Genomic DNA, 15,102 nt, shown 5'->3' with positions numbered 1-15,102 from the left:
TCTCAGCATCCCAAACGATTAAAGGCCGGAAAATAAGATTTACTACCTCTCATCTTCCGGCCTTTAACCATTATTACAAAAACATTTTGTTCGGGTTAAACATGTGCCAGTACTCCTCTTTTTGTAAGGGGTTCCGCGGGTTTTGATCTTTGGTGAGGGTTCCGAAATAAAAGATCTTTACCCCATGCTTTTGAAGCATCTCTAAAATGGCGGTTTTCCCTTTCTCTATGGCTTCTGATTGAAAGTCGCCCCAGATTCCCCAGACTTCATGGATCTTATTTCGAAGGATAAAACGCTCTATCTGCCGCACGTTTTTATCTGAAAGAGTTTGATCGAATTTAATCTCTTCTAAGTTTTCCCCTACTTCAGGGTAGAGGTGAAAGGCGATCCAGCCATCATTGCCGAGCTTTTTACTCGTTTGGATAATACTATTGATGATCTCATTACTATTGATCATCCCAACGAATGGGGATGGCGTTAATGAAAGCGCAACTAATGGCCTTTCACCGGCTTTACCGATTAGAAACCGAGTGCTCTTATCATGCTTGGGTAATAAAAGATCCGGCGCTTGTCCTTCTGGATATTCAACGAAATTTGTTGTCATGTTACTGTCCACTATATAACTCCTATAGTTGGTACAGCTTAGAATCATTTCTTCATCATTTTTGCTAAATCGGCAAAGGGATTAAAAGTTGCTTCAACTGGCTTACCATCGGTATTTTTTGTACCATAGTTATAGGCTTCTTCTAATCTTTGATGTTCGTTATCGTGGCAATAGAGGCATAATAACTCCCAATTGCTACCATCACTTGGGTTATTATCGTGATCATGATCTTTATGATGCACGGTTAATTCCCGAAGATTACGATGATCAAACTCACGCTGACAACGTCCACAAATCCATGGATACATTTTCAGTGCTTGTTCACGATACCCCATCTCTCGCTTGCGGCGATTTTCGTGAGTTTCGGCGATGATTTGATCTAAGCGAGATTTTGATTGTGTCATAGATATATCCTATCAATGTCAGAAACTTGCAAACATCTTCATCATACGCTGAAAATCACGCTTGATAAAAAAATTCTTCTAATGCCCTTATCAAGAGCTGATATGAGCATTTTCAGCTAGTACCAATCTGTTACTAAAACTAATGTATTCGCACTTTTAGCTTCACGTTAAGAAATGCTTAGGCAATTTTCCAGCCTTTTGCGGCTTCTCTTGCTTGCCAAAATTGTGCGTAAATTCCTTTCTGATTCACTAATTCTTCATGACTTCCCTGCTCTGCAATTTTGCCTTTATCAAGCACGAGGATTTGATCTGCCATCTGAATCGTTGATAATTGATGCGCAATCACGACTAGAGTTCTTGTTCCCCTAAGTTTTGCTAAGGTTTCAGCAATAATCGCTTGGTTCTCGGCATCTAATGCCGCTGTTGCTTCATCTACTAATAAGATTTTGGCATCTTTTAAGAGTGCTCTTGCAATCGAGATTCGTTGACGCTCCCCGCCAGAAAGCCTTGCTCCGCCTTCCCCTACTAAAGTATCTAAACCTTTCGGCAATCTTGCGATCATCTCGGTAATGCCGGCATCTTCAATCGCCTTATCAAAAGCTTCATGCGTTGCGTGAGGATTTCCCATCCAGATATTGTCACCAATAGAGCCTTGAAATAGGAAGCTACTTTGGAAGATCTGACTAACATGCGCCGCAAGATCTACCTCATTCATATCCCGAACATCCACATCGCCAATTCTTACAGCACCTTTTGTCACATCAAAGAAGCGAGCAATTAAGCGTATTAAGGTTGTTTTACCAGATCCAGAGGAACCTACAATTGCCACCATTGAGCCATCTTGAATCGTTAAATTAAGACCAGATAATACTTCCGGCATTTCTCCTGCTTTACCGTAAGAAAAGGAGAGATTATCTAACTCAATGGATCCATCTTTAGGATGATCTGAGACTTTAGGCATGGGTAATGGTTTTTCTGCAAAAATTTCCCCCACAGATTTTAAATGACCATTGGCGCTACGTAAGGCTTCACCATAGTTTGCAACATCTTGCAAAGGGTCGATAAAGCGATTAATCAAGATTAACGCCACCACAACAGCAATGGTCTCTTCCACAGAAACGCCTAGTTGCAATAAATCACTTAGCCATAAAACAGCAACACCAAATAGTAAGGCAAAAAGCGTCTGCACTACCCAGCTCCCTAAAATAATGGAGAGCGTTGTCACAATAATAAGCTTAGTTGCTGATTGCTTTTGCGTATCTATGGCAGATTCTAAAAAGCGAGAACTACTACCATCACGACTAAAAGCACGAAGGACAGATTGTGCCTGGGCAAACTCGACAATTCTTTCACTCGTTTTAGCGGTGCTTTCGTTAAACTCACGATCAGCCTTCTCGCCTAAACGTGCAGCTAGTAGCAATATGCCGGCAATAATCGGTATACCAACTAAAGCGATTAAACCTAACATGGGATGCAAGGTAAAAAGCGCGATAATTAAAACTAAAGGCGCCACAGAACCACTAATGATCGGCGTAAAAAGATGTGCCGGCAATTGCGCCACTTCCATAATTCCTTTAGAGATGACATGACTTAAACGTGCATTGTTATCTGGCGTAAACCAACCAATAGGGAGCGTTGCTACATGATCCCCAATTCGATGACGAGCATTACGAAGAATCCCTTCCCCCATACGAATGCCGGCTTCATCAGTTATTTGTCGTAACTTAAGAGATAAAAACATCCCCACTAATAAGGGAATAAACCAAAATACGGCATTTTTGATATTTCCTTGCAGTAAATAACTCACAACCGGAATAAAAAAGGTGATCGTTAATCCACTTAAAATGCCGTAAAACACGACCTTACGTAAGTATTTTGTCCATAAAGGAGATTCTTCTCCTAAGAGCAATTTAAAGTTTTTAATCATTTGCTGACTCCTTATCATTTAAGGATGCGGTTGATTCTGATAAATCTTGAAAGCCGCCCAATTGCCACAAAGCTGCATAACGACCACTGCTTGCTAATAATTCTTCATGCTTGCCAGACTCAATAATTTCGCCCTCTTCTAACACCACAATATTATCGGCATTCATGATCGTATCTAAACGATGGGCTATCACAAGTAAGGTTCTCCCCTTAGCAAATCTCGATAATGCTTCTTGGATAATCGCTTCGCTCTCGGCATCAACAGAGGCGGTAGCTTCATCTAATACTAAAATCGGCGGATTAAGAAGCGTTGCTCTTGCGATACTCACACGCTGCTCTTCACCACCAGAAAGCTGCGCATCTTCCCCAATAACAGAATCATATCCTCTTGGAAGTGTCATAACTCTTTCATGAATATTGGCAGCTTTTGCGGCATTTTCGATCTCTTCTTGTGTGGCATCTTTTTTACCTAAGGCAATATTCTCTTTGATAGACGCATGGACTAATCGCACTTCTTGTAAAACAAAGCCAACACGCTGATAGAGCTCGTGAGAGGGATAGTTTTTAAGATCAATCCCGCCTAAGGTAATATTGCCACTATCGGGATCAAAAAATCTTAAAGCAAGTCTTGCTAAGGTGGATTTACCGGCACCAGATGCGCCAACAACTGCCGTAACACTGCCTTCAGGTAATGTTAGGCTCACGTTATTTAAAATTTTATTGCCGGCATTGTAACCATAACTGACCCGATTAAAGCTGAGCTCCGAGTTTTCAGGTTGAGAAGCTAATGTTTCAGGTTGGGTTAATAACGGCGTTGTCATTAAGCTATGCAAGCGCTCCGCTGAACCTGTGGCATTACGTAAACCATGGGTGATAAAAGTAATCATTAAAATAGGCGCACAAATGCCGGGAGCTACTAGAACAAAAGGCACCACATCAAATGGCACAATCCAACCTAATTCAATAAAGAGAATCCCGCAGGCTAGAATAAATCCTAAAACTGTTAAAGGACTCACAATCGAGTTTGCTGTGGCAACCCCTTTTGAGACGGCACTTGTGAGCTTTAAGAAAGCTAAGGCAAAATCATCAACGGCATTACGAAACCCTCGATGTACTTCACCTGAACCAAAAGTTTTAACAACCGGAATCCCGCCAACAAACTCTACTACCGCATTATCAATTTTGGACATGCCCACAAAGAAATCATCCATAAACTCGCCACCTGCTTTAAAGGCTTTACCATAAAGCATGAAGAAAGCAATAAAGGGGATAAAGGTGACTAGCGCGAGCTTCCAATTCATCATAAAAAGATAGATCGCTGAAATCACAATCACACCAAAAGCTCGGGCAATGGTTGTAAAAAAGTGCGCCGTTAAATCATGAAGCATCCCCACATCATCTTGCATTGCCCTTTTTACATCCCCTGATGCCCGATTAGTAAACCATCCTAGCGGCACAAGTGATAAACGCTTAATCGTTGATAAGCGAAGATGATGCGTTAAATTATTATCCGCCGCATGAATATAATACTCAGCAAATGTATTTAAAATTAAACCGATAAAGAGTGATAAAACACTCCCAATGAACACGGGCCAAACATGCTCACTACTAATCTTTCCTAACGCGGCCTCTGCGATATAGACAATGCCGCCAAGAGGAATAAACATTAAGATCGTGCCAAGCATCGCCAGCATTGAAGCGAGAATCAATTGCCCTTTAATAGGTTTAAGTACCCGCTTTAAGGCGCTTTCTGGCTTTGGTTCTTTAAGATTTTTCGTCCTTAATGATTCACTATTACTCATACTCATAAAACCCTCCGCTAGGGATATGGAAAGGGACTTGGACTTCCATTGCGCGGCGCTCTGTAATAAATCTTTTGGGTGAAACACCCACAATCTTACGGAACATCGTGATAAAACTACTGGTACTCTCGTACCCTAAATTCTCGGTAATCTCTTGCAATGAGCGATCTTCGGCAAGCATAAATACCGCATGAACCACATGTAATTGCCGGCGCCATTGATTAACGCTTAATCCTGTCTCTTCAGAGAAAAGGCGCGACATATTACGCTCGCTCATATTGACGGATCTTGCCCACTCTTTTAACGAACAACGTTTAGCAGGCTCTTTGATAATCTGCGCTGTGAGTTTTTTCAAACGAGGATCTGTTGGCAATGGCAAATTGAGTTGCCCTAAGGGAGCCTCTTGTAACTCATCTAAAAAGACTTGAATCAAACGCCCTTCGCTGCCCATTTCATCATACTCTTCTGGAAAGGAAGCAATCTTTTGCAAGATCTCTCTAAGCAGTGGCGAGATACTCATTGTGCAACAATCTTTAGGAAGGTTCTCGCAGTGGTTAGGATCAATAAATAACACCACTCCTTTGGAGTTTTCACTAATCACAGAGCGATGCTCAGTCCCTGGTGGAATCCACACCGCGCCTTGAAACGGTACGTTCCAAATCCCATCTTTGGCCTCCAAACTTACCACGCCTTTTTCAACAAAAATCAGCTGTCCTTTTTCATGGGAATGATAATTAATTTCCCAATTTTCACTAATCAATCCAACGCCCATCACAAAGACCTTACGATCGATCTGATCTGGATAATCTGGCGAGATATTAAAATGATTGATAAACATATCTAAGTTCCACTTTTATGATTTAAGAGCTTTTCTGCTCGCCGATAAGCCTCTTCCATTGAAGGAACAACCATCAGCGGATAGCCCCAAAATTTTTCAAAAATTACCGAAAACTCTTCCATTTCTAAAACTTTTTTAGCGTCTGATTCCACGTAATAATGCATCTTGATCCATTTTTGGATCTCTTGACGATGGGCTTTTGCCCAAATCCCCGCTTCATGACGATCAACCCGGCTCTGCGCTTCATCTTCTTCAGATCGCTCACCGGCACCAATAATGACAAAAGGGACTTTTTTGGCGAAAAGTTCGTTTAAACTTTGCAGGATTTCTCTAAAATCAGTGTTATAAGGGACGCTGTAATCCATTTTGACAATGGGAAACTCGGTCGTATCAATTTGCATGTCATTCTCCAAAAACAACTCACGGATGAGAATGATTATTATATACGATTAACTCCCACAATGTTTTGATATACAGACAAAGAATTTCGCATTCAAGCCAAAATAGCGGTGAATTATATTAATAAGTTTGGCAAATCAGCCAAAAAAGCACTTAATTCAGGGAGAAAAATCAACAATCAACGACCTAACAGCTATTCAATAGCTAATAAATAGCTATTTATCAGCTTATTTTTATGATAAACCTTTAATAACCCCCTATTTATTTGGTTATAGTGAAATAGGTTTAAAAGCACGGAACTAGAATACCGGCGCATCCGATATAAGAAGCGCAAGAATCATTCTATCCGGCATTGCGCAAACTGATTTGGCTTACACGCTGTATTGTTTTATTTTTAAGATAGATTTTCTTAAGCCGAATTAGCTATCACACCAGAGCACAAAACAACCTCAACTCATTGACTACAAAATAAATTTTTAGAATAAAACTCACCTCATTCCTATTATAGCTATTACACATTAAATTCCGATACGAACCAAAAAGGCTTAAAACTGCTGGCACGTAATTTCAAAAAACATGCCAGTATTCGACCCAGCTGCTCATCAACCTATTTTAGGAGGATGACTAACTAATAAATTTCGACTTCTGATTTTATTTGAAAATCACTATATGGAAATATCTAAAATACGAGTAGATCACCAAAGCTGGCTGGAATGAATAACTCGCTCTTTTCAACAGACAATAAAAAAGGAGAACATTTTCGTTCCCCTTTTCGGTGTAACTATAGAAATCTCTTTCACTAATTACAATACCATTCCTGCTTTTTCAACTTGTCTCTTAAGCTGCTCTGTATTTGCTTTTAAACCATCAATCTCTTTTTCAATGGCCTCAATCGCGGCTTGTAATTTCCCTGAGCCAAAGGAGACGGCGACTGTTGATGTCGATGTTTTGTCATACCACTCATTCACATCGCGATAAAACTTTTGGGTAGCTCTTAAAATCTCAGGCGGTGTTGAGAGCGTAATAGGAGAATATTTCATATTCTCTAATACTAAGGTACTGAGATTTAAGGGGGCTTTTTTCGCTGAAGGATCACCACCTTTAATAGACTCGATATAACTTTTTACCACTAAAACATTATCTTCAAGCTCATACTGCAATGATTTTTGGAGATAATAACTCTCTTTCACCGCAATATTATTTTCAAACTCTACCGCTAATTTATACCCTTGATTTGCGGCTAAGAAAACCCCGACAATCGTGGCAATAATGACAAAAACTTGGCTTAGCCAGTAACTGGCTTTTTTAATCTCTGAATCTTTTAAACTACTCATAAAACCCTTCTACCTTTATCAAAAAAAATAATAACTACCATTAAAATAATGGCAATATAATACATAATAATTTCAAAAGGTTATATACTTTTATTTTTATTTGATGATGTTCAGACTAATCAATAACTCTTACTTCAAATTGAATTTGATCACTATTGCCTTGCTCATCTAAGACGCTAAGTCTGTGAATGCCGGCATGAATAAGATTCATATCAAGCTCTGGGGCAGATAGTAATCGTCCATCTAGGTACCATCTGAAAGGGCGCTTGCCTTGCGCATTGAGATGAATTTTATAATCACTTTTAAAGATGATGCTCTCATCGGCAAGTGTTTGAATTTTTACACCATAAATTGCCGGCAATCGCATGATTGATGATGCTTGATCACTACTAACATTTGCGAAATCTTCGATATTTTGTGCTCGATCTCGTCGACTCATATAATTAAAATAAGTTTGCCGATCAATATTAATAGGCTCTTGCCCTCTTTGATTTAAAAAATCATCAGCAAGAAGCTTGGGCCAACCATCATGAGGAGATTCCCCTTTTGCATCATAAAGTGTTCTAGGCACTTTGCCGGCGATGGTATCGATCTCAAACTCTTGGGCACATTCTGCCATTGATATTTGAGATTTCCTACGACCTGAAGGCCAGCAGATCGTTTCTGAAATCACTCGGTAAGGTTTCTTAAAATTCATTTGGTCATTGGGTAAAAAGGAGAAGATATCAAATAGCATCGGCGCAGCAATATCGCCGGCAAGTATGCCAATATTCGGCACCGCATCCGGCCTTCCAACCCAAACACCAACGGTCCAATCCGGGCTTACCCCAAATGCCCAACCATCTCTGTAGCCATAACTGGTCCCTGTTTTCCAAGCGATTTTACGGGTATTTAATCTTTTAGGAGGACTTACGCCTCTTAAAATTTTTGTAATAATCCAACTCGCTTCCGGCGATAATAGGGCTTTACCTTGATTCTCTGCCAAGAAGGTTTCCGGCAATGCCGGAGCGTTAGGCTCATTTACAGTTTGATCATTATCATGATCTTGTAAAAAGTCTGTTTCACTCTCTAAGGACTCTTCTCGCACCAATCGTAAGGGCGCTACGACACCATTAGAACCTAAGCTTGCAAAGAGCTTCATCTGCTCTTCTAATGTCGTTCCCACACCGCCTAATATCAGACTTAAAGTTGGCGATTCCAGATAGAGACCAATGCCGGCATCTCGCAGGGTTTTCATAAAATAATAGGGGGTTAAATGCTGAAAAACCTGAACAACAGGAACATTCAATGATTGCTGTAAAGCTCGATACATCGGCACGCGCCCCCGAAACTTTTTATCAAAATTTTGAGGCTCATACCCATCGAAAGAGCGTGGCACATCTGTTAATAGACTCGCTTCATGAATAATGCCGTAATCAAGGGCTAAGCCAAAGGCAAAGGGTTTTAGTGTCGATCCTGGCGAGCGAATCGCTGTCACCATATCGACAAATCCCGCCCGGTTTTTATCAAAAAGATCCACAGAGCCAATGTAACTTATAACTTCTTTTGTGTGATTATCAACAACAACGATTGCCGCAGAAACATTTGCCGGAAACCGTTTACTTGAATCCAGTAAAAATCGCTCTAAATGCCGTTGCAATTCATAATCAATGGTACTTTGAATAAGATGTTTTTCTGGATATTCTCGGCGTAATCGCTCTGCTAGAAGTGGCGCATAGAAGGGGGTTTCTCCCGACAAATAATTTACCGGATCTTGACTTGCCATCTCCCAAGATTCCTTCGTAATCTCGCCAAAATCATAAAGCCGCTGTAATACTTTATCCCGTGCTTGCCTTGCGATATCAATATTTCGATCAGGCCGATAAATAGAAGGTCTTTGTGGTAATGCGACTAGTAGAGCGCTTTCTGATAAGGTTAATTCACTCGCTTTTTTAGAAAAATAGCGCTGACTTGCCGCACTTACCCCTTCAATATTTCCCCCCATCGGGGCAAGATTAATATAGAGCGTTAAAATCTCTTCTTTAGAATAATGCAACTCCAGCTGTAACGCTCTAAAGGCTTGCTCAGCCTTTCCTCTTAAAGTGCGATCATGAGGATAAAGAAGCCTTGCTACTTGCATTGTTAAAGTAGAGCTACCTGAGATAACCCGCTGATGCCAAGCCCATTGCCATAGTGCCCTAATTGTTGAGAAAGGATTAATGCCAAAATGCTGATAATAATATCGATCCTCATATTGAATGAGCGCCTTTAAATAATCAGGCGAAACCTCATTTAACTGCGTCCAGTGTCTATATACGCCATTCTCATCGGCAAATTGACGCAAAATCTCTCCATTTTTGGCAACCACCGTTGTCGAAACTTCAATTTTAGGAACCTGTAACGGATAGAGGAGATTCAAGGTAAAAAAACTCCCTCCTAACAATAGAACAAAAGTAGCGCTCGCAATCGATAATCGCCAAATTATTTGTCTCTTTTTGGGGGCTTTTTTAGCCATTATTGAGTCATTCCTCTTTAGACTTAGACCATCAATATCTTTTATTTTTAAATACTTATCCTATTTTATACTTAAAATCGTAATGGCACTCTCTCGATAATTTTTCAGATAATCCAATCATGATATCTATCAATATCAATCTTTGCCTATTTTAGCGCAAATAAAGATGAGGATTCTGACAGATTTTAATTAATTTTGGCATAATGGCTTGATAATTCATCATCAAATCGGGAGATCACTTGATGGGCACTTTCATAAAAAATCATTTTCGATATCAATTATCTATGAAGTTATGGATATTAATATCTCTATTTATTATCCAATTTTCACTACTCACGATAGCAAGTGCACAAGTTAGCTCCATTAATGCGGCTAAAATTGATAATCAAGAGACCATCTCAGTCTTTTTCAATACGCCTCAAACCTTCTCTCAAGAGCAGTTACAAAATCAGTTTAAGGTAACGACCTATAATTATGAGGATTATGAATATAATGCAGATACTCAAGGGAAATGGCATTTGAGTAAAGATGGTTATCGCCTCTCTTACTATCCTGTCAAAGAAGGGAGCTACCGCGTTGAAACGGATAACTTCTATCACCGTTATGATGCTTCTGTGAAATCCCGTTATATCTATCTTGGAACACCTAGCGAGATGGTCAAAATTATTGGCCGCGGCCCTGTTTTACCGATACAAAACTCCACAATCCCTGTAGAAATTCTCGGCACTAGTGAAATTGATGTGGAATATTACGCTATTGAGAATCTCCCTTATCTCTTAGAAGATTTCTACATCGCCACAGATCTTGATAGCTGGAGTGTCTCTCGCCTTGTTAAAAATATGACACCTGCAGGAATCTTCCGTTATATAACACCGCAAGGCACTAAAGTGGAAGAGAAGAGTATCCACGCAATCCCCCTTGATAAAAATATTAAAGCCGGTGCTTATCTTGTCACCGTCAATCCTGCAGGAGAGATTTATAAAAATATTGATTCTCGAATTGTTTTTATCTCCGACATTGGGCTTCAAGCTAGACTTTACCCTAAAAGCACACTAATTATTGGCAATCAATTTAGTAATAACGCGCCATTAAATGGAGATGCCACACTTGAGATCTGGCGTAATAAGGATCGTAAAGTTGAGAAATCCACAACACTTTGTACCTTTAAAGATGGGCTTTGTGAAATCCCGCAGCGTCTTAAAACAAGCGACATCGTCGTCGTCAAGCAAAAGGGAGATATCTCTATTTTACCGCTTAAAGAGATTGCCTTAGATCTTAATGAATATGCGATTGCCGGCGAGTTAAGCTCTAAAGATGTTGCTTATATCTATTCTAATCGCACGCTCTATCGCCCTGGGGAAACCATTACCCTCAATACTCTTCTTCGTGACTTTGATGGGCAATTACTCCCAGAGCAGCCCCTTACTTTAACGCTGATTAATCCCCAAGGAAAAGCGTACAGCAATTATCGCCTAGATCTTAGTAAAGAGGGCTTTTACCAAACAGAGATCAAAATGCCGGTCGATGCTAAAACAGGTGTTTGGAAAGTAGAAGCCCGCACCGATGCAACGAGTGAGCTTCCCCTTGGAAGCCTTAAACTCTATATTGAAGAATTTATGCCTGAGCGGATGGAACTGATTGTCACAGCTGAAGACCGTCCTTATCACTATGATGAAAACCTTGATGTCACCATCTATAGCCGTTATCTCTTTGGCGCACCGGCGGCATTTAATCGATATAATGTTCAAAATGAATTTAAGATCAATCGCACCCCCTTCAAAGGACACAAAGATTGGTTTACCGGCATTCTCAAATTCCCAACAAATCAATTTGATGCAACGGCAAATATAGAGGGCACTTTAGATGAAAAAGGAGAGACAAAAACCGCATTACAGCTCTCTTTTGCCACTGAGGATTATTCAAAACCCTCTGCTGTTTTACAAGTTGATGCAGCCGTTAATATTCTTGATGGCTCGGTTCTAGGTATTACAAGATCAATTCGCCATGATTTTTGGCCAGAAAAAACCATGCCAGTCATTCGCCCACTTTTTGAGGCACAAGAGATTGGCTATGGTAGCGATGCTAAATTTGAGCTCTTTAGCGCAACAGCGGAAGGTGAGCTTAAACCAAGCAAATTCCTTCTCTCTTTAAAATATCAAGACCCTTATTGTACTTGGGTTTATAGCAATAGCCGTGGTTGGGATTGTCATAGCAGTGATGATTATCAAATCAGAGAGCAAAAAGTGATTGAAGGGCAAGGAATTATTAAGTATGACTTCTCGCCAAATAGCTGGGGAAATTATATTTTAGAAATAAAAGATTTAAATACCAATATCACTTCGGAGTTTTCATTCTCTGGCACATGGAGCGCGTCAAACTCAGGTCAACTCGCTGCGGCAAAACCGCTTCACTTAAATCTCTCAACCCAAAAGCCAAGCTTTATACCAGGGGAAGAGATTGAGCTTACTATTAATGCGCCTTTAAGTGGGAACTTAACGCTATTAGTTGAAGGAACAGAGATGCTCTATGAGCAAAATCTCAATATTGAAAAGGGAGAAACAACACTTCGTATTCCTTTTGATAAAGCATGGAATCGCCACGATCTTTATCTCTCTGGAATGTTAATTTCTCACAATAGCGCAAATGAAACCGTAAGGTCGCTTGGGATTATTCCGCTCAAAGTAGATACCACAACTCGCCGATTAACACCGGAGCTCTCTTTTGATCCCGTGGTGAAACCCGATCAACCCGTTACTATTGAAATTAAGCTTGATGAGCAGCAACTTAAAGCCTTAAAAAATGCCGGCAATGAAGCGCTATATGCCACGGTTTCTATTACTGATCGCGGCATTTTAAATATGATTCCTGAAAAACCGGTATCAATCTTTGATGCCTTCTTTAAACAGCGCCGTTATAGTGCAGAGATTATCGATTACTATAGCCGACTTTTTAAACAAGGACTGGGGACGCTTCTTAACCCTCAATTTGGAGGTGATGCGGCAATGGATGATAGTGACGATGCGGGATTACCAAATCTTACCGAAATGAAGACGGTTTCTCTCACTTCCGAGCTAATCTCTTTAGAAGATGGCAAAGCTCAAGTGACTTTTGATCTTCCGGACTTTAATGGAGAAGCAGAAGTAATGGTGAAGCTCTTTAATGGGAGCCAGGTTGGGGAAACAACCGATACTTTAATCATCAGAGCCCCAATTGTTGCCGATCTTATCTCTCCTCGGTTTATGCGAGTAGGCGATCAGAGCTTTGTTGCTTTGACGCTCGTGAATATGAGTGGAGAAGATGATCAAGTCACTATTGATGTTTCCAGTAATCAATTTATCGTTGATTTTAAAGAGCGTATTACGCTTAAAAAAGAGGAGAAACAGAACTTCCTCATTCCGATTAAGCTTGAAGAATTCACGCCCTTTGCAGAAGTCTCTTTAAATATTGACTCCAAAAGCTTTACCGCCACTAGAAATTATCAAATAGGAACGGTTCATAAAACAGAAGAGACCGCCCTATATGATCGAACCAAGATTAATCAAGATACTTTATGGCAACGTAAGCCTGAGATTGCGGGACAATTTAGTAAAGGCTACCAAGAAACATTAACCTTTTCACGCTACCCGCAGATCAATGTGCTCTCTTACACTAATGGATTATTCCAGTATCCTTACGGATGCACCGAGCAGATTACAAGTAAAGCATTCCCTTGGCTCTTTAAAAACAATGCCATTTTAGATCGTGAGAAAGAGCGAGCCTACCAGCAAGCACTCCTTCGCAACCCTAAAAATACCGCAGAAACATTTGATGAGTGGGAAAGTGAGATGATGAAAAGCACGATTAGTCGTCTTTTAGATCGTCAACGTATGGATGGTGGTTTTTCACTCTGGACAGATGGTCCAAGCTACTTCCCGACAACAGTGTATATTACAGATTTTCTCACTAGCGCAAAAACACACTATCCTGAATTAGTACCACAAGCCGCCTTAGAAGAGGCTTTTAAATATATAAAGCAACAACTCAATCGCAGCCAAGAGACTTATAACCAATATGGAACGGATGTCAAGCGAGACTATCAACGTGTCTTAACCCGTAGTAATCTTGCCAATGTCACCTATGGAGCTTGGATTTTAGCGAAAGAAGGTAAAATATTTAATGCGGATATCTTATTCCTACAAAATCTTCAGGCAAGATTATCCCCTCTTTCAGCTGCGTATCTTGGCGCTTCCTTTATGATTTTAGGAAGTGAGCAAACAGGTAACCGCCACCTTAATACCGCTTGGAATAAGATGAACCAACGTGATCAAGAATACGGCTATTATCAATCAAGAGTTTCGGAGATTGCACTAATCTTAACACTCTTTAATGAGCTATCTGCACGTGGGTTTGATATGAACACAACGCTTCAGGAATCAATACTTTCGATGCTAGATACTTATCTAAATGAGCGTAAATACTTTAGTACCCAAGATCGTTACGCACTCATTAAGCTCGGGATTGATATGCCCAAAGATGATCGCCCTATTGAACTAATTATCAATGGTGAAACACAATCCTTCCCGGCAAATACGCCAATCCCTGCAAATAGCATTGCCTCAATTGCTTCAGACGCAACACTATTTATGGAGTACCAAATTGAAGGCCATCCAAAACGCCCTGTTCAATCAACAAGCTTTAAGATGGAGTTTAAAAAATCGCTCAACAATCTTGTCGGCAAAACATTTAAAGTCGGCGATAGGATTACGGTACGCTTAGAGGTTGCCCCTTATGTCAATATGCCTAGCGGCTTAATTGTCGATTATATTCCAGGCGGTTTTAACCTTATAAACCCTAATCTTATAACAGATGATGTAGAGACCTTTTATGAGGAATTAGGTATTAAGTTTGATCAACGTAATCGTATTGAACACGAAGAATTTAGATTCGATCGTTACGTCGTCTCACTTCCGATGGATAACAGAAAAAAGCAAGAGTTTGTCTATATTATTGAAGCTGCAGTTCCTGGTGAATATGAAGTTCCTGTAACGATTATCGAAGATATGTATCGCCCTGAGCTTAAAAACATTATGGTAAAACAAGGCACTATTACCATTGAGGAATAGATAAAACAGATTTTAAAGATCTATAAAAATCATACTAAAAGCATAGCCTTGAAATCTTCATCGCTATGCTTTTTTATTTTTGGGGATGTCCCCTTTATCGGTAAAAAACAAACTTCACCCAGCTCTATTGAAAAAAATTAATATCCTTAACTTTATAATCAAATCGGTTTAAAAGCATTTAATCGTATTTCAGTCACAA

The 15,102-nt window shown here is 40.1% G+C and carries 9 protein-coding genes; 1 reads left to right on the top strand and 8 read right to left on the bottom strand.

The window, feature by feature from the left end; all coding sequences use genetic code 11:
• Positions 1-73: 73 nt before the first annotated feature.
• The 8 genes from MMG00_RS00605 to pbpC form a co-directional block, all read right to left on the bottom strand.
• Positions 74-604, bottom strand: a complete 531-nt coding sequence (locus MMG00_RS00605) for a DUF1643 domain-containing protein (protein WP_242149941.1) — start codon at positions 602-604, stop codon at positions 74-76.
• Between the two features lie 44 nt (positions 605-648).
• Positions 649-1,014, bottom strand: a complete 366-nt coding sequence (locus MMG00_RS00600; protein ID WP_432805928.1) for a YajD family HNH nuclease — start codon at positions 1,012-1,014, stop codon at positions 649-651.
• Positions 1,015-1,186: 172 nt separating this feature from the next.
• Entirely contained in the window at positions 1,187-2,935 is a 1,749-nt protein-coding gene (locus MMG00_RS00595) for an ABC transporter ATP-binding protein (RefSeq protein WP_242149938.1), read from the bottom strand.
• Positions 2,928-4,736 (bottom strand): ABC transporter ATP-binding protein, encoded by a 1,809-nt coding sequence (locus tag MMG00_RS00590; protein ID WP_242149935.1) that lies wholly within the window; start codon positions 4,734-4,736, stop codon positions 2,928-2,930. The genes MMG00_RS00595 and MMG00_RS00590 overlap by 8 nt, the downstream gene beginning before the upstream one ends.
• On the bottom strand, positions 4,729-5,574 hold the full coding sequence (locus tag MMG00_RS00585; RefSeq protein WP_242149931.1) for an AraC family transcriptional regulator: 846 nt from the start codon (positions 5,572-5,574) through the stop codon (positions 4,729-4,731). Before MMG00_RS00585 ends, MMG00_RS00590 begins: the two co-directional genes overlap by 8 nt.
• Before the next feature lie 2 nt (positions 5,575-5,576).
• Positions 5,577-5,975 (bottom strand): hypothetical protein, encoded by a 399-nt coding sequence (locus MMG00_RS00580; RefSeq protein ID WP_242149928.1) that lies wholly within the window; start codon positions 5,973-5,975, stop codon positions 5,577-5,579.
• 801 nt (positions 5,976-6,776) lie between these two features.
• On the bottom strand, positions 6,777-7,307 hold the full coding sequence (locus MMG00_RS00575; RefSeq protein WP_242149925.1) for a hypothetical protein: 531 nt from the start codon (positions 7,305-7,307) through the stop codon (positions 6,777-6,779).
• A 115-nt stretch (positions 7,308-7,422) separates the two neighbouring features.
• The gene (gene pbpC / locus MMG00_RS00570; protein WP_242149922.1) at positions 7,423-9,801 is read right to left on the bottom strand and encodes a penicillin-binding protein 1C; all 2,379 of its coding nucleotides are present in this window, start codon (positions 9,799-9,801) and stop codon (positions 7,423-7,425) included.
• Between the two features lie 284 nt (positions 9,802-10,085).
• Here pbpC and MMG00_RS00565 point away from each other — a divergent pair, with 284 nt between their 5' ends.
• A complete protein-coding gene (locus MMG00_RS00565; protein ID WP_242149919.1) occupies positions 10,086-14,903 on the top strand; it encodes an alpha-2-macroglobulin family protein in 4,818 nt (1,605 codons plus the stop codon).
• Positions 14,904-15,102 lie beyond the last annotated feature (199 nt).

Origin of the sequence: Ignatzschineria rhizosphaerae (assembly GCF_022655595.1) — a bacterium.
Lineage (GTDB): Bacteria > Pseudomonadota > Gammaproteobacteria > Cardiobacteriales > Wohlfahrtiimonadaceae > Ignatzschineria > Ignatzschineria rhizosphaerae.
Note: the sequence above shows the minus strand (reverse complement) of the source record. Positions and strands in the feature narration are given on the sequence as shown.

Bases quoted from the DNA above. Each gene is read 5' to 3' on its own strand.
- MMG00_RS00605 (WP_242149941.1), bottom strand. From the start codon at position 604: ATGACAACAAATTTCGTTGAATATCCAGAAGGACAAGCGCCGGATCTT.
- MMG00_RS00595 (WP_242149938.1), bottom strand. From the start codon at position 2,935: ATGATTAAAAACTTTAAATTGCTCTTAGGAGAAGAATCTCCTTTATGG.
- MMG00_RS00590 (WP_242149935.1), bottom strand. From the start codon at position 4,736: ATGAGTAATAGTGAATCATTAAGGACGAAAAATCTTAAAGAACCAAAG.
- MMG00_RS00585 (WP_242149931.1), bottom strand. From the start codon at position 5,574: ATGTTTATCAATCATTTTAATATCTCGCCAGATTATCCAGATCAGATC.
- MMG00_RS00580 (WP_242149928.1), bottom strand. From the start codon at position 5,975: ATGCAAATTGATACGACCGAGTTTCCCATTGTCAAAATGGATTACAGC.
- MMG00_RS00575 (WP_242149925.1), bottom strand. From the start codon at position 7,307: ATGAGTAGTTTAAAAGATTCAGAGATTAAAAAAGCCAGTTACTGGCTA.
- pbpC (WP_242149922.1), bottom strand. From the start codon at position 9,801: ATGGCTAAAAAAGCCCCCAAAAAGAGACAAATAATTTGGCGATTATCG.
- MMG00_RS00565 (WP_242149919.1), top strand. From the start codon at position 10,086: ATGAAGTTATGGATATTAATATCTCTATTTATTATCCAATTTTCACTA.